Raw genomic sequence first — 17,805 nt, forward strand, 5'->3', positions numbered from 1 at the left:
CTGAAATCTTTTCATCCTACTAGTCTAAATCGTCCTCAATTTCTTCAGATTCGTTTGAATAATTGAACATAAAAACAAACTTGTTTTTCGGCAGAATCAGCGTTGGAAGATAAAGCTTTTGCCCATCCCATTGCTTATTTTTCTCACCTTTTTCGTACATAATAACTAGTGTTGGAACATCTGGATTTTTTTGTCTAGGTTCACTAATCCATTTGCTTTGTGCAAAACCCGAACCCTTCCAAGGTCTATCTTTTTGATTGGTTAACTCAAGTCCTTTCCCTTCTTTTCCTCGGCGAACATTCAAGATACCCTTTTCTATACCCTCTATTTTCATAGCCTTAAGTGCTTCTTTGACTCGTTTATCCTCCCACGAATATCCAAAACAACTACGGCTTGGCAAATGCTCAAGAATGTCGATTAAGAATTCAATATCTACTTTTTGATAGTTAGTATCATTTTGGTAATCGGCTAAAACTTTATCAAGTATCTCTGTATACCGCTGTAGTAGTAAGCTTTGAGGAGTTGCAGTAATCTGTAAATAAATGTGATTCGCTACCTCTTTCCGAAGATTGCCAATTTTCTCAAAAATTGCACTGTCTGGAACTATATCTTTACCTTTCTTTGCCTGCTTTGCTTCGTTAGTGTTTGGACTGGCATTATCAGCCTCATCATCAAATATTAGTCTATAGCAATCCTATTTGATTTGTGAACATAAAGTGAGTCAGATACCCGACTTCTCTAAGAAGTCGGGTATCTTTGTGTTCAAATGATTTAGGACTGCTATATAGTGAGCGAAGTAACTCTGGATAGCCTGCTTGGGTTTGATCGGGTAAATGATCATCCCAATCGCTGCAATTTGGGTTCATGCAAGTTTTGCTATAGCTTATTTTGTTAAAAAAATTACAATTTTTGCCATCTTAATGTCGATTATAAAAGGTTAATTGCTGGCTCGTCTACATACTCACATCGTGTATTGCAGATAAAAGAGAAGCATCATAACACTGATTAACTAAGAACTCTGCCGCTATCATGGACTCAAAGCCAAGTCAAAATTACAGAAAAGTCCATCAGACTTGAGTGAAGATAAACAATGGTAATGCTTGTTGTCGTAATTAATACTCTCATATCGCTGATATTACTCTACGTGGCTTGGCGAGTTTGGAAACTTAAGCCTCTGTTGGCATTCGTAGCAAATCGCTTAACCGCCTATGAACGCGCAACTCATGCAGCACTGCAAAATGCACCGGAAAATATTTATACCAGCCAGGAGGCAATTTATAACTTGCGACAGGCTAACCTGGGGGTACAAATGCAAATCCAACAAGTGCGGCAAATTATCAACCTGTTGTTGCTAGGACAACAAACTTGGCGGCGATATTTTGGGCGACTAGGGCCGATATCTGAGAAAAAGGTTGTTGTCAAATGAAGCATGTTAATAAAAGCAACATTTCTGGCTGATATATTGTCAGCAGATAATAAAACCCTCTCTTGGCTTGCAAGGGGATAAAACCCACCTAAAATGGGTTTAAGGAGAAAAACAACAAGATGTCTAATAACCGTTCTGGAGTATTTGTTGGCGGTTTGATGCTGGGAGCTACTATCGGTGCTTTGACCGGTTTGCTGATTGCTCCACGCACAGGGCGCGAAACCCGTAAACTTTTAAAAAAATCTGCTGATGCCTTACCAGAGTTGGCAGAAGATTTATCAACGAGTGTGCAAATCCAAGCAGACAGGCTCTCTGCCAGTGCTCTGCGAAACTGGGATGAAACTTTAGATAGACTGCGGGATGCGATCGCAGCTGGTGTAGATGCCACTCAGCGCGAAAGCCAAACCTTAAAGCGGCAAACCACTGTTGATGTAAGGAGTGAGGCTTCTAACACAGTAGAAGACTCAGAGTCTCTGACCCAGCATCTAGAACGTTCATAAATGGCATAACCGTGATTGATCCTCTGTTTTGGCTGGGACTATCCATGCTTTTAGTTGCTACCAGCCTGACTGCTGTTTTAGTGGCAGCTATACCCGCTTTGCAGGAGTTAGCACGCGCTGCCCGCAGTGCGGAAAAGCTCTTTGATACACTCTCACGGGAGTTGCCACCTACTCTAAATGCCATTCGCATGACTGGCTTGGAAATCACTGACTTAACCGATGATGTGAATGAAGGCGTCAAAAGCGCCAGTCAAGTCGTTAAACAAGTTGATCAAAGCCTAGATAGTGCCAAAAAACAAGCTCAAAATCTGCAAGTAGGCACACGTAGCATAGTTGTTGGCGTCAAAGCTGCTTGGAAAACCTTCACACGCCCAAAACCTGGACGAAGAACAAGCGATCGCCTGCCAACAAACGAAAAACCACCCCTAACGTTGCGAGAACGCGAAACACTCAGACAGGAAAATCGCCGCACAAAACCAGAAGCATACCGCCCTAATGAAGGTTACAACGAGGCTGCTAGCTGGGAAACCAGGTTTGATGATAAAGAGTCACTCTCCAAATCTACAACCTCTGATGATTGGACTGAGCAATAAACCTGGTTAAAAAAAGCAGCTATGCTGTGAAACTTAATCTTTTTCGGGAATGATTCTAGGGAAAGAAGAATTTTCCCGTACTTTCCCCTTTACCTTAATTTCTGCAAAAAATACTCATAAACCTTATTTGACAACGCTTTCTGGAAAGTCTCTTTGGTTATACTCAAAACTCACCAAAGCCAACACTTTGCTTTGATCCCTTAGATTAGAGTAAAGTAAACAAGTGTAAAGAAGTATCACTTTTCCAGTACTCTTTTAAAACAACTTGTTCAGTTTTCCCGTTGATATTTGTATAAAAACGTCCATGCAATCTTGTTTTTGGCGACGAATCCTAGTATCCATTGCAGTATTTTTCTTGGCTGGGTCAATGTGGGCAATGCATTCACCGTCAGCCCTAGCTTACGAAAATCCTGATTTACTACCTGACAGCTTCACCCCAGTTGTAGATTTAGCTAAATCGCTCCCCGATCTGCAAGAAGAGAAGCTTGTCAAAGAGTTAGAACAATTTGAAGCCGATACTGGCTGGAAATTGCGAGTATTGACCCAGTATGACCGTACTCCAGGTAGAGCAGTCATCAAATATTGGGGTTTGGATGACAAAAGTATTCTCTTAGTTGCTGATTCCCGTGGTGGTAACATCCTCAGTTTCAGTGTTGGTGATGCAGTCTATGAACTTTTACCCCGGACTTTTTGGATCGAACTGCAAACCCGTTTCGGCAATTTGTACTTTGTGCGCGAACAAGGGGAAGACCAAGCCATATTGCAAGCCTTAGGTTCAGTTGAAGGCTGTTTGCTCAAAGGTGGTTGCAACGTCGTTCCTGGACTACCAAGGGAGCAGTGGATACTCACCCTGATTACCTCAGCTATTGGTGGGGTAATTTGTGGATTTGCAGCTCAACCCCAGCGAGAAGGACAAGTTTTTGCTTGGCAATGGGCTTTGATTTTCTCACCCTTGTGGGGAATTTTGTTTCTTGCCTTCGGCATTGGCCCAGTGGTGACGCGCACTAGTGACTGGTTACCTCTAGTTCGCAATATCTCCGCTTTCCTCATTGGTGTCTTAGTTGCATACCTGTCTCCTGTTTTCAGTCGGCCTTCTTCTGGTAATGAGTCCTAAGTCATGAGTTCTGAGTAGAAAACAAACTACTCAGCACTTAGTACCCATACCCAGGCTCTGAGCCTGTTGGCACTCCCCGCTCCCTTAGTGACGGCGATTCTACATTGCCAAAGCCACTACAGTAGTATGCTAAAATACTCAGTATAATGGTTGAGAAAAAAAATAACACCACTGCGAATTTATCCGCATTTGGTGCTACATCTGGGGTCTAAAGACGCGGAGTTTTGCACCTATCGTCTAGGGTGATAAGCTGATAAGCTGAAACCTGAAAGCCGATATCTGAGAAGCTCAACAAAAATGGAATGGCACGTAACTGATGCTCAAAGCTTGGCAATCATTGATAGTGAGATTGGCGACCATGTCTTTTCGCCCGCAGAGTATGAGATTGTCCGGCGGGTAATATATGCCACGGCTGACTTTGAGTATAAGTCTTTGATTCGCTTTTCTGAACGTGCCTTACAATCTGGGGCAGCAGCATTAGCGGCGCGTACCACTATTGTGGTAGATATCCCGATGGTACAGGTTGGTATCGCCTACGATATTCAAAACACCTTTGCCAATCCGGTATATTGCAGCATGGAAGCTCTGACCCGTCCCCAAAAAGAAAAAACTCGGGCAGCGTGGGGAATAGAAACCCTAGCCAAGCGTTATCCAGAGGGTATTTTTGTGGTCGGTCAAGCGCAAACGGCACTAACTGTACTGGTGGATTTAATTGAAGCTGAGGAAATTCGACCCGCTTTGATAATTGCTACCCCAGTGGGCTTTGTCAATGTGGAAGCCGCAAAAGGACGCTTGCAAGAATCCCTAGTACCTCACATTACAATTGATAGTCGCAAGGGTAATGCAGTTGTCGCCGCGGCGATTGTCGATGGATTGGTAGACTTAGCTTGGCAAGCCTATGGCAAAGATGGGAATGGCGGGAGTTAGAAATTTAAAATTCAAAATTGCCTCTCTAATCTTCTACTCGGCGGCGACGGCGTGGCCTGTCTTGTGGGTCTTGACCCAAACGGCGACTGACTTCATTAAAGAAATCCTGTCGCAGATAGGGATAATCACTGACCCACAGGTTGCGGCCGGGAATGTATATGTCGCTAAATTCTTCAATCCTGCTTAAATCTGGACTATTTGACATGACGATCATTTCTGCTACTTGACCGCGAGCAATGACTTTGTGGGCAGTTCTTAGTGGCGCTTCAAACTCAATGCTAAATCCTGTGTCATCGCCTAATTCTAAGTTAATTCGTTTTTCACGGTTTTCGACAATCACCAAATCGCCTTTGTTGTTGACGGTTTCTTGTTTGCCAACTAACTCGTCTGTAATCCACCAATCTAGAACTCGTCCACGGAAAAAGCCGCTGTATTTATAACGGCGGCATTTTGCATTGCGGATGCTTGCTTGAAATACTGGATACCACAGCCAAAAAAAAGCGCTAAATATCACGAAGACAAATATTACAGCAAATTCCAGTTTAAATAGGAGTTGTACCAGCAGAATCGCCACTACGGCAACGACAGAAATTAACAGCCGCTGCAAAAAATTGGCAGACTTCCCCCAGTAGTACTTGTACTGCGGGCCAGTAGCAATCAGGGGGACAATTTGTTCAAATTTTTGGCGAGTCAGTGGAACTAACATGAGTGATGAGTGCTAAGTGCTGTTATTGTGAGTTTGAAGTTTAGAGGATCTTTTCTAAACCATATACTAATGACTTTAGGGGTAAGACTTTGCGAATTGCTAGTAGTACTCCTGGCATATAGCAAGCGCGATCGCTAGTATCATGGCGTAAGGTGTAAATTTGACCCGCTGCGCCAAAAATTACTTCCTGATGGGCAATCAATCCCGGTAAGCGGATGCTGTGAATCCTAATTCCCTCATCAGCTAGGCTGCCCCTTGCTCCTGGTATTTTCTCCGTTTCTTCTACAATAGCAGGATTAAAAGTTTTACCTAATTCTGCTAACAACTGGGCGGTTTGAATGGCGGTTCCGCTGGGAGCATCAGCTTTTTGGTTGTGATGGAGTTCAATAATTTCTACATGGTCAAAATATCGAGATGCGGCGATGGCGGCTTGTTGCAGCAGCACCATGCCAATGGAGAAGTTAGGAATAATGAGACAACCAGTACTGGCTTTGTCGGCAAATGCTGCCAATTGTTGAATTTGTTCTGGACTTAAGCCTGTGGTACCAACTACTGGACGAATACCATAGGCGATCGCACTGCGAATATTGTCATAAACTGCATCAGGATGGGTAAAATCTACTATCACCCCTGGCGCCATCTGTCTTTCACCAGCCACATACCCCAGCATCGGCTCCAATTGATTAGTAATTGGCACTTCCAACGGTTCGCTTAAACCCGCCAGTTCCCCAGCGTCTTTCCCTTGATGTTCGGGAGTCGTATCAATCGCACCTAATAAAGTCATATCAGGCGCTTGTGCCACGGCTTTGATTACCTCCCGGCCCATTTTGCCAGCAGCACCGTTGACAATAACCGGAATCAGAGCTTGATTTGTCATAAATCGAGAAATATTTTTTTCATTAACAAAGGAATTGTAGAAGAATTTGGGTATCTGCTGAGTTTTACTCTTTCAGGACTAAAGCTGCCTGTCACACTCCATGTAAGATTGTCAGGTGCGTAAGTCCTGTCTTGGTTGAAAAACCTAGTCAAAAACAGGCGACCAAATATCAGCAATTGGCACCTCCCAGCCAGGGAATAAGTCAGGGAGAGTCAGCACATCACCATCTTTCAATATCAATTTTTCACCAACACGGTAGACTTCCATCGTTCTAGTTTTGGGGTTAATCAAAATACCGATTTGCGTACCCAAACTGATAAACTCTTGAATCTTTTCGCGGAGTTTATCGAGAGAATCTGTTTTAGACCTCACCTCCACTACCAAATCAGGAACCAATTCGGCGTAATCTTCTGTAGAACGTTTCAGCCTTTCTGCCCTGACAAAAGACACATCAGGCGCACGTAAATCTGAGTTTGGTAATCTAAAACCAGCACTGGAACCAACCACACGCCCCAATTTGCGCGGTCTAACCCAATTACCCAAAATTCGGGCAAACTCAGTTCCTACTTCTTCGGACTCATAACCTGATGGACTCATGACAACAATGCTCCCATCCACTAATTCCATGCGATAGTCGGGATAATCTGCCTGCATTTTCTCCAGGTCTTGGACAGTCAAATACATAAGACCACCGGAAACATCTATTTCTATCTTGGCATTTCTGGGAAAAGTCGAGAAAAAATACCAGGCTCAACGAGTTGAAGATTTTGCCTTACCTTGTTGGCAAATTGTATGAAAATGATTATCATTTAAGGATGAGTATACCAATGATTACCGTTGTTGCTGGCCCGGCTGGCTGCGGAAAAACCACTTGGATTTGCCAAGAGTTGCAAAAAAACGCCGCTGTGGAAAATATAATTTATTTTAGTCCGGGGACTGGCACCGTTCCCATTGACCAAACGCGTCTAGCTGCGGAATTTCCAGAGGTGAAAGTTTTTGCTGATGGGCAAGAGATGGAGTTTTTCACCCAGCTAGCAGCAGCAGAAAATATCTATATTGAATTAGGCTGTTACTTAGAATTAGGAGTAATCCAGCAAATATTAGATAATTTACCTTATCGTGCGATCGCCATTCTGCCACCAAACCTGATAAATTCTGAATATCATCCTTGGGCAGAAAAAATTGTCCTAGGTGCAGATATTGACACCAGCATTGCCTCAACTCAAGTTTGGCGCGGGATAACCAGCAGTCAAGTCTGCGACGAAGACAGTCTACAAGAGTTTTGGTATGAAATCACCCACGGCGCTTACGGTCAAGTTAGCCGCGCTAAAGGTATTTTTGAAGTTGCCGATGGACGGGCAATTTACGGTGATTTTGTCGCCGGAGTACCAGAAACAGATTTTTTAGAATTAGACCTACCACGCCATTTAGAAGGCAGACCACAGCGTTTTAGTGGTATAGAACTGTGGGGACAAAACTTAGATGAGTCGGCAATTAGACAAACCTTAGAAGATTGCTATTTGTCAGAAGCAGCCATTAAACAATACCAAGAACAAGTTAAACAAATTCTGATTGAGGAACCTATAGAGTGAAAATCGCTGTTATGTCCTGTATTCATGGCAACTCTGAAGCCTTGGATGCAGTCTTATTAGATATCGACCAAGAAAAAGCTGAAAAAATCTTTTGTCTGGGCGATTTAGTCGGATATGGACCTGAACCAAATGCCGTAGTTACAAAAATTCGTTCCCTAAATATCCCCACTTGCGCCGGCTGTTGGGATGAAGATATTGTTGAAGGTCTAAATGCTTGTGATTGCAGTTATCCCTCCTTGTTAGCTGAGAAACGTGGCAAAATAGCTCATGAGTGGACAAATCAAGAAATTAATCCAGAAAACCGCGAATTTCTCGCCCAATTGCCCCATAGTTTCCGTGAGGCAAATTTAGCTTTCGTTCACGGAAGTCCCCACAGCAACCACGAGTATTTATTACCTGAACTCGACGCTTTTGCCGCTTTAGAGAGAGTACTTTCCACAAATGCAGATGTGCTTTTTTGTGGTCATACTCATGTGCCTTATGTGCGTAACTTGGATGGCAGTAGTTTGCAAGTTTGTGTTAAGGGTGAGGGGATAGAAGAACAGAAAATAAAATTTAATACACCCTTAAAGCAGATTATCAATGTGGGTTCTGTGGGTGAACCCCGGCATGGGCGACCAAATGCAACTTATGTAATTTATGACACAGATACTCAAGCCGTGAAGTTGCGAGAAGTGCCTTACAACTATCAGCAAACCTGTGCAGCAATTATCGAAAAGGGTTTACCTGCAATTTTTGCTTGGCGTTTGTCTCAAGGTTTGGAATATGCGGAACGGGCTGATGACCCAACTCATGTTTGTACTAAGTAGGCAGACATTAATTAAATGTAAAATCAAGACTTTGTTTGTAGTCAGCGATTTATCGCTCAATCTAAGTATGGAAAGGACTGAAGTCCTTACTACGAGCTTTTTTTTAAACCTGCTCCAGACGCAAAGAGCGCAGAGAAAGAAAAAATGAATAAATGGGCGATTTTGAGCGGAATTGAGGGTAATTTGGCGGCTTATCAGGCTGTGATGGCTGATATTAAGCGTCAAAAGGATGTAGAGGCTTTATATATTCTGGGCGATTTGGTGGGGCCAAGAGAAGAAGCTGAGAAGTTGGTGGAACGGGTGCAAAACCCTCAACCTGGTGAGTTAGAACCGCTAATTTGTAAGGGTTGGTGGGAAGAACAGTGTTTGATTTTGCATGGTTTGGGTATGACTGGGGAAGCTACTGAGTTATTAGCCAAATATGGGGGAGATACAGTTAAGTTGCTGTGGGATTCTGTTTCTCGTCCGACTGTGCAATGGTTGAGAAATCTAGATTTTGGTTTTTCTGAATTGGATTGTTTGTTAATTCACGGTTCAACGGTATCTGTTGATGAGGAACTGACGCCGGCAACTCCTCCTATCCAAATGCTTGACCGTTTGTCGCGGATGCAAGTCAATAATTTGTTTTGTGGTCGTTCTGGTTTGGCGTTTCAATATCAACTACAAGCAGGTTCTATCACTACGGGGGTGACAACTCTTGATAGTCCAGCATCTCCCGAAACTGTGGAAATTTCGTCGCGTCAGGTTATCGGTGTGGGTAATGTGGGGCGAAAGCTGGGGGAAGCGATTTATACTCTCTATACTCCAGAAACTAATTTTGTGGAATTTAAGACTGTACGTTACGGGGTTGGTAAAGGTTTTCAGGGCAAGTCTGCTAAAGCGGTTTCATTGTAGACAGTTCAGGTTTGGTACTTACAGCACATTTCATCTGAGTGAAATACACAAGGGCAGGCAAGATGCCTACCCTACAAGAGTTTTATTATTTATATCTGTACCTCATTTACCTGCAATTTGCTGTAATACTTATGAAGAAATACACCTGGAAATTGTGCTAAATTTCCAAGTGCAGTTGGTGAGCTTATATATTGCCCACCCAATTTTGTTTTGTGAAAAGTTAGATTCTGCCGATGTTATGCAGCCCTAAAATGATGCCTACTCCTAGGATATGCCCAAAGGAGGTAGTTGCTAGTACGGCTGGTAAACCAAAGCCACCAAAGAAATTGGCTGCGGGTAGAGATGGTTCTGTGCTGGGATACTTAATGGTAAATTTGCCAATGGCGATCGCTAAAATATTAGCAAGCACCATAATAATGCCAATGGTGGGACTCCATTCCAGGTTTGAGGGCACAGCAGCGAGTAATGTTGACGTTAACACCTGATTTGCTCCTGAAATTTTTGAGTGGTTGAAAATATAATCTGAAAATTCCCGAATAAATTTCAAGAAGAATCGCGATTTTGCATTAATATTTAACGTTTATTCTAAGTACTTAATCTAAACTATCCCTAGATTGATGCTACTTAGGAGGATATTTTTGGTATTCAGCAATACTATTACCGGGTGATCAGGGATTTTATGTCAATGGCGGAGGCAATCGCTAAAATAGAAGGTAGTAAGCCAAGCTGAAATCTAGGAGCGATCGCTCTCAAGATAATTTACACTCAAAGTGATAGTGATTATTTCCCGCTTCTGTTATGTCGTCAACTCTTGATTCCCTACCCCCAGCACTGGCTAAAATTGTCCAACGCTTTCAACGCGCTGCTGAACCAAAGCGCCGCTATGAACAGCTAATTTGGTATGCTCAAAAGCTACCAGCGTTTCCAGAATCTGATAAAGTACCAGAAAACAAAGTTCCCGGTTGCGTTTCTCAGGTTTATGTCACCGCAGCGCTAGATGATGGTAAGGTGGCGTTTCAGGGCGATTCTGATTCTCAGTTAACTAAAGGCTTAGTAGGGCTGTTGATGGAAGGGTTAAATGGTCTAACGCCCACGGAAATTGTGCAACTCACTCCAGATTTTATTCAAGAAACTGGCTTAAATGTCAGCTTGACACCTTCCCGCGCTAATGGGTTTTATAATATTTTTAAAACCATGCAAAAAAAAGCTTTGGAATGCAAGTTAGATATTTCTAACTAAAGCTGATCAGCAAGGCTCAATATATTCGATATGGTGGTAATTAATTGGCAACAACCAATTACCAACTAATTAGCTGGTGAAATTGAAGGAAAATGTCTACAAGATTTTTAAATGTCCCTGCTAGTACCGGCTTTGGGGGCGTAATTGAAGAATATCTCTGGAATTGGGAAAATCAGGAATTGGGTGTGATTTATGAAACCCTTGGCCAAGGTTCTCCACTATTGCTCCTCCCAGCTTTCAGCACCGTTTCCTCACGATTAGAAATGGGTGAACTTGCTAAATTACTAGCTGCCCATTTTCAAGTTGTCGCCGTAGATTGGCCGGGTTTTGGGGAATCTGACCGACCAAATTTAGATTATAAACCAGCGTTATATCATCAATTTTTGGCTGATTTCGTCAAATTTGCGTTTAAAACACCTATTAGCGTGGTGGCGGCTGGTCATGGGGCTGGTTATGTGTTGCAACTAGCTTTTAGGCAAAGAGATGTATTTTCACGGATTGTGTTAGCGGCCCCTACTTGGCGTGGGCCTTTGCCGACAATGGGCGCAAGTCAACAGATAGCTGGTATGGTGAGGGGATTGGTGCGATCGCCTATTCTCGGTCAAGGCATCTATCAGCTCAACACTACTCCCTCTTTTTTAAGTTTTATGTACAGTCGCCACGTCTTCACCGATGCGACTAAACTCACACCCAGTTTCATAAAACAGAAATGGCAAACAACGCAAATACCGGGAGCGCGTTTCGGTTCTGCTGCCTTTGTGACTGGCAATATTGATCCTGTCCGCGACCAATCAGAGTTTCTCACACTTGTGCGAGCGCTATCTATCCCCCTAAAAGTCATCATTGGGGAATCCAGCCCCCCCAAATCACGGCTAGAGATGGATGCTTTAGCAGCGTTACCAAATGTTAGCAGTGTCGTGGTTCCAGGTTCCTTAGGACTGCATGAAGAATATCCAGATGTTTTGGCAGAAGCAATACTGCCTTTTTTAAAAGGGTTATGATATGCAGATAATGATTATCAAAGCTGCTTTGAAATTATGATCGCTGCGGAAACATCGAATTCAGTACCTGTAACCGTTTTAACTGGCTATTTAGGAGCAGGTAAAACAACCTTGCTCAATCACATTCTCACTTACGAACACGGCAAAAAAGTTGCTGTGATCGTTAATGAATTTGGGGAAGTGGGCATTGATAATCAACTAGTTATTGATGCGGACGAAGAAATCTTTGAAATGAATAACGGCTGCATCTGCTGTACAGTGCGCGGCGACTTGATTCGCATCATTGGCAATTTGATGAAGCGGCGTGATAAATTTGACCATTTAGTAATTGAAACTACTGGATTAGCTGACCCGGCACCTGTAATTCAGTCGTTCTTTGTAGATGAAGATTTGCAAAATCAAATGTCTCTCGATGCCGTAGTCACGGTGGTGGATGCCAAGCATATTTGGCAACATTGGGAAGCAGACGAAGCACAAGAACAGATTGCCTTTGCTGATGTGATTTTATTAAATAAAACTGATTTGGTCACGCCAGAAATTTTAGAAGAATTAGAAAAACGGATTCGGGCGATGAATGCGATCGCCAAAATCTACCGTACCCAGAATTCTGAATTAGCCATGGATGCTTTGTTGGGTGTAAAAGCCTTTGACCTAGACCGTGCTTTAGAAATTGATCCAAACTTCTTAGGCGAAGATGCCCACGTACATGACGAAAGCGTCTTTTCTGTAGCTTTAGTAGAAAAAGGCGCATTAGATGGGCAAAAATTAAACGATTGGCTGGGCGAATTACTGCGTACCCAAGGGACAGATATCTTCCGCATGAAAGGCATTTTGAACATCGCCGGCGAAGATAATCGCTTTGTTTTTCAAGGGGTACACATGATATTTGATGGTAAACCAGATCGTCCTTGGAAAGATAGCGAAACCCGAAAAAATGAACTAGTCTTCATCGGTCGCAATCTAGATGAAACCCAACTCAAGCAAGATTTTCTCGCCTGTCTAGCTTAAAGGATTAACATGATTGATTTGAGGATGATTTAGATTAATCCTGGTCATCCTTAAATCCTAAAATCCTGGTCAAGATTAATCCTGGTCATCCTTTCATCCTAAAATCCTGGTCAAGATGAATCCTGGTCATCCTTTCATCCTAAAATCCTGGTCAAGATGAATCCTGCACATCCTTTCATCCTAAAATCCTGCTCAAGATTAATCCTGGTCATCCTTAAATCCTAAAATCCTGCTCAAGATTAATCCTGGTCATCCTTAAATCCTAAAATCCTGCTCAAGATTAATCCTGCTCATCCTTAAATCCTAAAATCCTGATTGGTAATTGTGAACTCAACCACCAGCAAATCAAAAGAATTTGAACAACTCTATTCAGGGACGCTGACAGATTATGTAACTGCGATCGCCTGGTCTTCTGAAGGTAAAACCTTAGCAGCAACTTCCGCCGCTGGGGAAGTCGTACTGTGGGATGATGGCGAACTCACCACCTTGCAGACAGGAAATAGTAAATCAGTAGACTGCGTGGCCTTTTCCCCAGATGGCAAATTTTTAGCCGTTGGCGGACAGGATGGACTCTTAAAAATTTGGCGAGAAAATGAATTAATCGCCACTTTAGAAAATGCCCCCGCTTGGGTTGACAAACTAGCTTGGAGTCACACCAATAACCAACTAGCCTTTAGTTTGGGGCGATATGTCCAAGTGTGGGACGCAGATACATCAGAGATTGTCATCACCCTCAACTTTGAAAACTCCTCAGTCTTGGGTATTGATTGGCGCATTGATGGGCAATATCTAGCTATTAGCGGCTATCAGGGTGTCAAAATTTGGCCCACTCAAAACTGGGATGAGGAACCATACTTCTTATCTATGCCTACTGTCAGTGTAGCTATGGCTTGGTCGCCTGATGGTAAATATCTAGCTTCTGGCAACATGGATCGCAGCGTTACGGTTTTGGAGTGGGACAATCCCGACCCTTGGGTAATGCGTGGCTTCCCTGGTAAAATTCGTCAATTGGCATGGTCGCAAGCTACCACCAAACAAGGTGCGCCTCTTCTTGCTTCCTCTAGCGTCGAAGGTGTTGTGGTGTGGGAGAAGTCAGAGGATGAATCCTTGGGTTGGGAATCGCGCATCTTAACTAATCATGTCGATGTGATCAATGCGATCGCCTTTGCACCCAAAACCTTCCTTCTCGCCTCCGCCGCCGCTGATGGCTGGTTGTGCTTGTGGAACAAAGCCCAAGAAGTTTCCCAAATTATCACAGGTGTTTCTGCCGGCTTTTCTACCCTAGCTTGGCATCCTCAAGGGCAGCTACTAGCCGCAGGTGGTGAACAAGGCGAACTACTCATTTGGTCAAAAGTATTACGGGGTAAAGGTTTCGGGCGTAGTTAAGCAACCATCAGTAATGGAGGTTGAATGGCTATGCTGTATCAGCTTGTTGACTTTTAATAAAGTTAGAATGTTAAATATTTTGAGGGCACGGCATTGCTGTGCCTTTATTAATTTGAAAAAGCCTCAAACCGATTTATGTTATATAATTTCCGCTAAATTACTACTAATTTCTGCCACTCAATTTTGGATTTTGGATTTTGGATTTTAGATTGACCCCATGTCTGAATACAGGAGCGCTAAACAAGTTCTTACGCGTTCCCCTTTTTGTGCTCACAATTAGCTTCGCTGGGTGTGGAAATCAAGTAGTAAATACCTCCGTCACCCAGGCTAGTCAAACCAGTAAGTTGAACAGCAATCTTCCCCAAGTTGTGGCAACTACCAACATACTGTGTGACTTAACCAAGCAGGTTGCAGGAAACACCATTAACCTCACCTGCTTAGTTTCCCCTGGTGCAAACCCCCATACTTATCAACCACAACCAGAAGACCGCAAAGCCATTGAGCAAGCTAAACTTATTTTCTATAATGGTTACAATTTGGAACCAAGTTTGCTCAAAATAATTAAAGCGACTAAAAACCCTGCGCCTAAAATAGCTGTTGGTCAATTTGCAGTCCCTCAGCCACAAAAATTTGCCAACAAAGGTAAGAAAATCGCCGATCCTCATCTTTGGCATAATGTCAAGAATACTATCAGAATGGTAGAAGTAATTAACAACAACCTGGGAAAATTAGCGCCCAGCCAGGTAAAAAATTATAGCAGTAAGACAAAACAAATTACCAATGAACTAACCCAACTAGATAGCTGGATCAAGTTAAGAATTGCCACTATTCCCTCCAAGCATCGCAAATTAGTTACAACCCATGATGCACTAGGTTATTATGTCAAAGCTTATGGTCTTGCTTATACAGGAACTTTGAAAGGTGTTAACACCAACGCCAAACTGACAGATACACGAGAAAAAGATGTAGTTAAAAATATTCAAAAAGCTAAAGTGCCGACAATTTTTGCTGAAACAACAATTAACCCCAATGGGATTAAGTCCATAGCCGCAAAAGCAGCAGTAAGAGTTTCACAAAGGGAACTCTATACTGATGGATTGGGTAAACCCGGAAGCGATGGGGAAACCTATCAGAAAATGATGTCTGCCAATACGCGAACAATTGTTGAAGGGCTGGGGGGCACTTACCTGAAATTTGAGCCAAAAGTTTCTCAGTAGTTTAAGCACTTCTGGCGTCACACAATTGATATTAACGCATCTCTTTGAAGGTATCAACTTGCTTAGTAAATACTTCGGTGAACAAACTCATCACTGTTCTTTCTTCCCGGACTTTAATATTGGCACTAATCGACATACCCGACTGCAAAGCGATATTTTTACCCTGAATTGTTAGAGATTGGCTATCCAATGCGATTCTTGCCGGAAACCGATAAAACTGATGGGTTTGGTCTGGGGGTAATGCGTCTGAACCGATGCTCAAGACTTTTCCCTTAATATCCCCAAACTCGCTGTAAGGAAAGGAATCAATCCTCACATCAACTTTCAAATCTTTCTTCACGAAACCAATATCTTTATTAGTAATAAAAACCTCAGCGATATAGTTTTCATTGGGGACAATTTGCATAAGTTTTTCGGTAGCGTTGGCTACAAATCCAGGGCTTTTTGCTTGTAAATCAAAAATTGTCCCTCCTACAGGAGCGCGAAGTTCTTGATATCTAACGTTCAACTGTGTTTGAGAAATTTTGCTATTAACATCTGCCAACCGCTGTTCATTCGCCAGAATTATCTTCATGAATTGGCTATCAATTTCAGCAATCTGCTTTTTGTTATCTGCTATTTTTTCGGAAATGCCTTTATCAGAAACAGCTACCGTATTAGTTAATTCTTGCCCTCCTTGAGCAACATCAAACTGGAGGCGTTGCCCTTCTTCTGATAGTTGTGAAATTTCTGCTGTGAGGTTTTGTACCTGTTGTAGCTGGTTGAGATACTGGAGCTGAGAAACCCCTCCTTCTTCTGCCAATACTTTAAGTTTACTTAAAACCTGCGTTTGGATGGCTAAACTTGCTCTAGTATCTTGGAGTTTGATTTGATTTTGAGAAAGTTGTTTTTTGGTTTTTTCAATTTCTAACTGCGCTGCGGCAGAACGAGAGTATAATTCCCTTTGGGCAATTAGTAAACGTTGTTGTTCATCAACTCCCAGTCCAGCATCAGCATTTGAAGTTCTTAATTCAGTCCGCAACAATTCATTTTCTGCAACTAACGCTGCCCGACTTTTTAGGAGAAAAGCGGTTTCTGCTGGCAAGTTACCACGCAAAAAATCCGATTCAGATTGGATAGCAAAACTTGCTGCCATCAAGCGGCGATAAATATTGTTTTCTCTAATTAAACCAATGCGAATCTCATTTAAAGAACGTAATTCTGCCAGGATGGCGATAGGCTCAAAACGTAGTAGCAAATCCCCTGGATTTACTTGTTGCCCATCTTTGACATAAACTTCTTTCACGACTCCACTAATGGGAGCTTGGACGTTTTTAACTGTTCCTTCTGGCTTTAATTGGCCTACTGCTGGTACTACTTGCTCGATTTTAGCAATACAAGCCCAAGCAATTCCAAAACAAGCTAACCCCAACAGAGTGAGCATAATTGTTCGCGACCAAATTGGAGATTGGCGTAAGACAACTGATTGCTCAAAGTTATCATCGTTGAAGTTAATTAAAGGCTTGCTAGGAGAATTTTTTGAAGATGGAAGTACCCGCGAATCTTGGTGACTTCCCTGATCGTACCTAAGATTTTGATTATTGCCGTTGCGGTGATTACCATTAAGTTGAGCCATATCAATTTTAGATTTTGGATTAGGGATTTTGGATTGAATATTTGTAATTGGTCATGGAAAAACTGAACTATTTACAAATTCACTTCTTGTTGTTGATACAGGTAATAGTAATGAGCTTTAGCAGCCATTAATGCTTGATGGTTTCCTTGTTCTATGACTCTGCTATTGTCCATTACGACAATGATGTCTGCATTACTAACAGTGTTGAGACGGTGGGTAATAAAAAAGACTGTACTATTCTTAAATGCTTTGGCTAAATTCAGACAGATTTGGCGCTCAGTGGGATAGTCTAAAGCGCTGGTTGCTTCATCTAAAACTAATAATTTTGGTCGTTGCAAAACAGAACGGGCGATCGCAATTCTCTGTCTTTGTCCTCCAGAAAGTGCTGCACCCCGTTCACCCACCCGCGTATTGTACCCGTTGGGCAAATTCATGATAAATTCGTGAGCAGCGGCAATCTGAGCGGCTTCGATGATTTCATCAGTGGTGGCATCAGGATTAGTCAGGGCGATATTATCCTGAACCGTGCCGTCAAATAATAATGTTTCTTGGGGAACTATCCCGATTTGTCGCCGCAGGGAATAAAGTTCCACTTTGGAAATGTCGTAACCATCAACCAAAATTCTCCCAGACTCTGTTTCGTAAAGTCTGAGCAATAATTTCATCAGCGTACTTTTGCCTGAGCCGCTTTGTCCGACAATACCAATAAATTTACCTGCGGGAAAATCGAGGTTGACATTGCAAAGTTGCAAAGGGCCACTCGTGGCAAATCTGAAGGAAACATTGTCATAGTTGTAAAAAATATAGACAAATATCTTTTACTTTGAAAGTGTTACCTTTACTGGGGAAACTACAATCCCCTGTATCCCATCTGCAAAAGCATTAGGGATTGCTTTTCTGA

19 protein-coding genes and 1 pseudogene are annotated in these 17,805 nt (G+C 42.7%); 13 read left to right on the top strand and 7 right to left on the bottom strand.

What is annotated here, in order from left to right; translation table 11 throughout:
* Positions 1 to 19: 19 nt before the first annotated feature.
* Complete coding sequence (locus H6G32_RS15255) at positions 20 to 334, bottom strand: hypothetical protein (RefSeq protein ID WP_190459703.1); 315 nt, start codon at positions 332 to 334, stop codon at positions 20 to 22.
* Between the two features lie 756 nt (positions 335 to 1,090).
* Between H6G32_RS15255 and H6G32_RS15260 the strand changes: the two genes are divergently transcribed.
* From H6G32_RS15260 to H6G32_RS15280, 5 genes are all read left to right on the top strand, one after another.
* The gene (locus H6G32_RS15260) at positions 1,091 to 1,426 is read left to right on the top strand and encodes a hypothetical protein (protein WP_190459705.1); all 336 of its coding nucleotides are present in this window, start codon (positions 1,091 to 1,093) and stop codon (positions 1,424 to 1,426) included.
* Positions 1,427 to 1,545: 119 nt separating this feature from the next.
* Complete coding sequence (locus H6G32_RS15265) at positions 1,546 to 1,926, top strand: YtxH domain-containing protein (RefSeq protein ID WP_190459707.1); 381 nt, start codon at positions 1,546 to 1,548, stop codon at positions 1,924 to 1,926.
* Between the two features lie 11 nt (positions 1,927 to 1,937).
* Positions 1,938 to 2,519, top strand: a complete 582-nt coding sequence (locus tag H6G32_RS15270; RefSeq protein ID WP_190459710.1) for a DUF948 domain-containing protein — start codon at positions 1,938 to 1,940, stop codon at positions 2,517 to 2,519.
* A 304-nt stretch (positions 2,520 to 2,823) separates the two neighbouring features.
* Complete coding sequence (locus H6G32_RS15275; RefSeq protein WP_190459712.1) at positions 2,824 to 3,633, top strand: TPM domain-containing protein; 810 nt, start codon at positions 2,824 to 2,826, stop codon at positions 3,631 to 3,633.
* A 297-nt stretch (positions 3,634 to 3,930) separates the two neighbouring features.
* Complete coding sequence (locus H6G32_RS15280; protein ID WP_190459714.1) at positions 3,931 to 4,560, top strand: precorrin-8X methylmutase; 630 nt, start codon at positions 3,931 to 3,933, stop codon at positions 4,558 to 4,560.
* Positions 4,561 to 4,585: 25 nt separating this feature from the next.
* On the opposite strand, the gene H6G32_RS15285 is transcribed toward H6G32_RS15280, so the two are convergent.
* The 3 genes from H6G32_RS15285 to H6G32_RS15295 all read right to left on the bottom strand — a co-directional run bounded on the left by H6G32_RS15285 (position 4,586) and on the right by H6G32_RS15295 (position 6,827).
* Complete coding sequence (locus tag H6G32_RS15285) at positions 4,586 to 5,266, bottom strand: phosphate ABC transporter permease (protein WP_190459716.1); 681 nt, start codon at positions 5,264 to 5,266, stop codon at positions 4,586 to 4,588.
* Positions 5,267 to 5,306: 40 nt separating this feature from the next.
* Positions 5,307 to 6,143, bottom strand: coding sequence for a 4-hydroxy-tetrahydrodipicolinate reductase (gene dapB, locus H6G32_RS15290; RefSeq protein WP_190459719.1), 837 nt, complete (start codon positions 6,141 to 6,143; stop codon positions 5,307 to 5,309).
* A 144-nt stretch (positions 6,144 to 6,287) separates the two neighbouring features.
* Positions 6,288 to 6,827: a Uma2 family endonuclease gene (locus H6G32_RS15295; protein ID WP_190459721.1), complete on the bottom strand. Its 540-nt coding sequence runs from the start codon at positions 6,825 to 6,827 to the stop codon at positions 6,288 to 6,290.
* A gap of 131 nt (positions 6,828 to 6,958) precedes the next feature.
* Here H6G32_RS15295 and H6G32_RS15300 point away from each other — a divergent pair, with 131 nt between their 5' ends.
* The 3 genes from H6G32_RS15300 (at position 6,959) to H6G32_RS15310 (ending at position 9,438) form a co-directional block, all read left to right on the top strand.
* Positions 6,959 to 7,735, top strand: coding sequence for a GTP-binding protein (locus H6G32_RS15300; RefSeq protein WP_190459723.1), 777 nt, complete (start codon positions 6,959 to 6,961; stop codon positions 7,733 to 7,735).
* Positions 7,732 to 8,544, top strand: coding sequence for a metallophosphoesterase family protein (locus tag H6G32_RS15305; protein ID WP_190459726.1), 813 nt, complete (start codon positions 7,732 to 7,734; stop codon positions 8,542 to 8,544). The genes H6G32_RS15300 and H6G32_RS15305 overlap by 4 nt, the downstream gene beginning before the upstream one ends.
* A 144-nt stretch (positions 8,545 to 8,688) precedes the next feature.
* Positions 8,689 to 9,438: a metallophosphatase gene (locus tag H6G32_RS15310; protein WP_190459727.1), complete on the top strand. Its 750-nt coding sequence runs from the start codon at positions 8,689 to 8,691 to the stop codon at positions 9,436 to 9,438.
* Positions 9,439 to 9,658: 220 nt separating this feature from the next.
* On the opposite strand, the gene psaK is transcribed toward H6G32_RS15310, so the two are convergent.
* On the bottom strand, positions 9,659 to 9,919 hold the full coding sequence (psaK, locus tag H6G32_RS15315) for a photosystem I reaction center subunit PsaK (protein ID WP_190459729.1): 261 nt from the start codon (positions 9,917 to 9,919) through the stop codon (positions 9,659 to 9,661).
* 317 nt (positions 9,920 to 10,236) lie between these two features.
* Between psaK and H6G32_RS15320 the strand changes: the two genes are divergently transcribed.
* The 5 genes from H6G32_RS15320 (at position 10,237) to H6G32_RS15340 (ending at position 15,289) form a co-directional block, all read left to right on the top strand.
* Positions 10,237 to 10,677: a SufE family protein gene (locus H6G32_RS15320; protein WP_190459732.1), complete on the top strand. Its 441-nt coding sequence runs from the start codon at positions 10,237 to 10,239 to the stop codon at positions 10,675 to 10,677.
* Positions 10,678 to 10,769: 92 nt separating this feature from the next.
* A complete protein-coding gene (locus tag H6G32_RS15325; RefSeq protein WP_190459734.1) occupies positions 10,770 to 11,678 on the top strand; it encodes an alpha/beta fold hydrolase in 909 nt (302 codons plus the stop codon).
* A gap of 36 nt (positions 11,679 to 11,714) precedes the next feature.
* Positions 11,715 to 12,686, top strand: a complete 972-nt coding sequence (locus H6G32_RS15330; RefSeq protein WP_190459736.1) for a CobW family GTP-binding protein — start codon at positions 11,715 to 11,717, stop codon at positions 12,684 to 12,686.
* Between the two features lie 324 nt (positions 12,687 to 13,010).
* Positions 13,011 to 14,072 carry a WD40 repeat domain-containing protein gene (locus tag H6G32_RS15335; protein ID WP_190459738.1) on the top strand — a complete coding sequence of 354 codons (1,062 nt, stop codon included), beginning with the start codon at positions 13,011 to 13,013 and terminating at the stop codon, positions 14,070 to 14,072.
* A 266-nt stretch (positions 14,073 to 14,338) separates the two neighbouring features.
* Complete coding sequence (locus tag H6G32_RS15340; RefSeq protein WP_309232605.1) at positions 14,339 to 15,289, top strand: metal ABC transporter solute-binding protein, Zn/Mn family; 951 nt, start codon at positions 14,339 to 14,341, stop codon at positions 15,287 to 15,289.
* A gap of 31 nt (positions 15,290 to 15,320) precedes the next feature.
* Here the strand turns inward: H6G32_RS15340 and H6G32_RS15345 are convergent, their stop codons facing one another.
* Positions 15,321 to 16,904 (bottom strand): HlyD family efflux transporter periplasmic adaptor subunit, encoded by a 1,584-nt coding sequence (locus tag H6G32_RS15345; RefSeq protein ID WP_190459740.1) that lies wholly within the window; start codon positions 16,902 to 16,904, stop codon positions 15,321 to 15,323.
* A gap of 71 nt (positions 16,905 to 16,975) precedes the next feature.
* Positions 16,976 to 17,695 (bottom strand): annotated as a pseudogene (locus H6G32_RS15350) (peptidase domain-containing ABC transporter); the annotation flags it as partial.
* Between the last annotated feature and the right edge of the window lie 110 nt (positions 17,696 to 17,805).

The sequence above is a fragment of the Cylindrospermum sp. FACHB-282 genome, assembly GCF_014697195.1.
Classification (GTDB): Bacteria; Cyanobacteriota; Cyanobacteriia; order Cyanobacteriales; family Nostocaceae; genus Cylindrospermum.

Bases quoted from the DNA above. Each gene is read 5' to 3' on its own strand.
- H6G32_RS15300 (WP_190459723.1), top strand. From the start codon at position 6,959: ATGAGTATACCAATGATTACCGTTGTTGCTGGCCCGGCTGGCTGCGGA.
- H6G32_RS15325 (WP_190459734.1), top strand. From the start codon at position 10,770: ATGTCTACAAGATTTTTAAATGTCCCTGCTAGTACCGGCTTTGGGGGC.
- H6G32_RS15260 (WP_190459705.1), top strand. From the start codon at position 1,091: ATGGTAATGCTTGTTGTCGTAATTAATACTCTCATATCGCTGATATTA.
- H6G32_RS15330 (WP_190459736.1), top strand. From the start codon at position 11,715: ATGATCGCTGCGGAAACATCGAATTCAGTACCTGTAACCGTTTTAACT.
- H6G32_RS15310 (WP_190459727.1), top strand. From the start codon at position 8,689: ATGAATAAATGGGCGATTTTGAGCGGAATTGAGGGTAATTTGGCGGCT.
- H6G32_RS15275 (WP_190459712.1), top strand. From the start codon at position 2,824: ATGCAATCTTGTTTTTGGCGACGAATCCTAGTATCCATTGCAGTATTT.
- H6G32_RS15345 (WP_190459740.1), bottom strand. From the start codon at position 16,904: ATGGCTCAACTTAATGGTAATCACCGCAACGGCAATAATCAAAATCTT.
- dapB (WP_190459719.1), bottom strand. From the start codon at position 6,143: ATGACAAATCAAGCTCTGATTCCGGTTATTGTCAACGGTGCTGCTGGC.
- H6G32_RS15320 (WP_190459732.1), top strand. From the start codon at position 10,237: ATGTCGTCAACTCTTGATTCCCTACCCCCAGCACTGGCTAAAATTGTC.
- H6G32_RS15255 (WP_190459703.1), bottom strand. From the start codon at position 334: ATGAAAATAGAGGGTATAGAAAAGGGTATCTTGAATGTTCGCCGAGGA.
- H6G32_RS15280 (WP_190459714.1), top strand. From the start codon at position 3,931: ATGGAATGGCACGTAACTGATGCTCAAAGCTTGGCAATCATTGATAGT.
- H6G32_RS15265 (WP_190459707.1), top strand. From the start codon at position 1,546: ATGTCTAATAACCGTTCTGGAGTATTTGTTGGCGGTTTGATGCTGGGA.
- H6G32_RS15295 (WP_190459721.1), bottom strand. From the start codon at position 6,827: ATGTATTTGACTGTCCAAGACCTGGAGAAAATGCAGGCAGATTATCCC.
- H6G32_RS15285 (WP_190459716.1), bottom strand. From the start codon at position 5,266: ATGTTAGTTCCACTGACTCGCCAAAAATTTGAACAAATTGTCCCCCTG.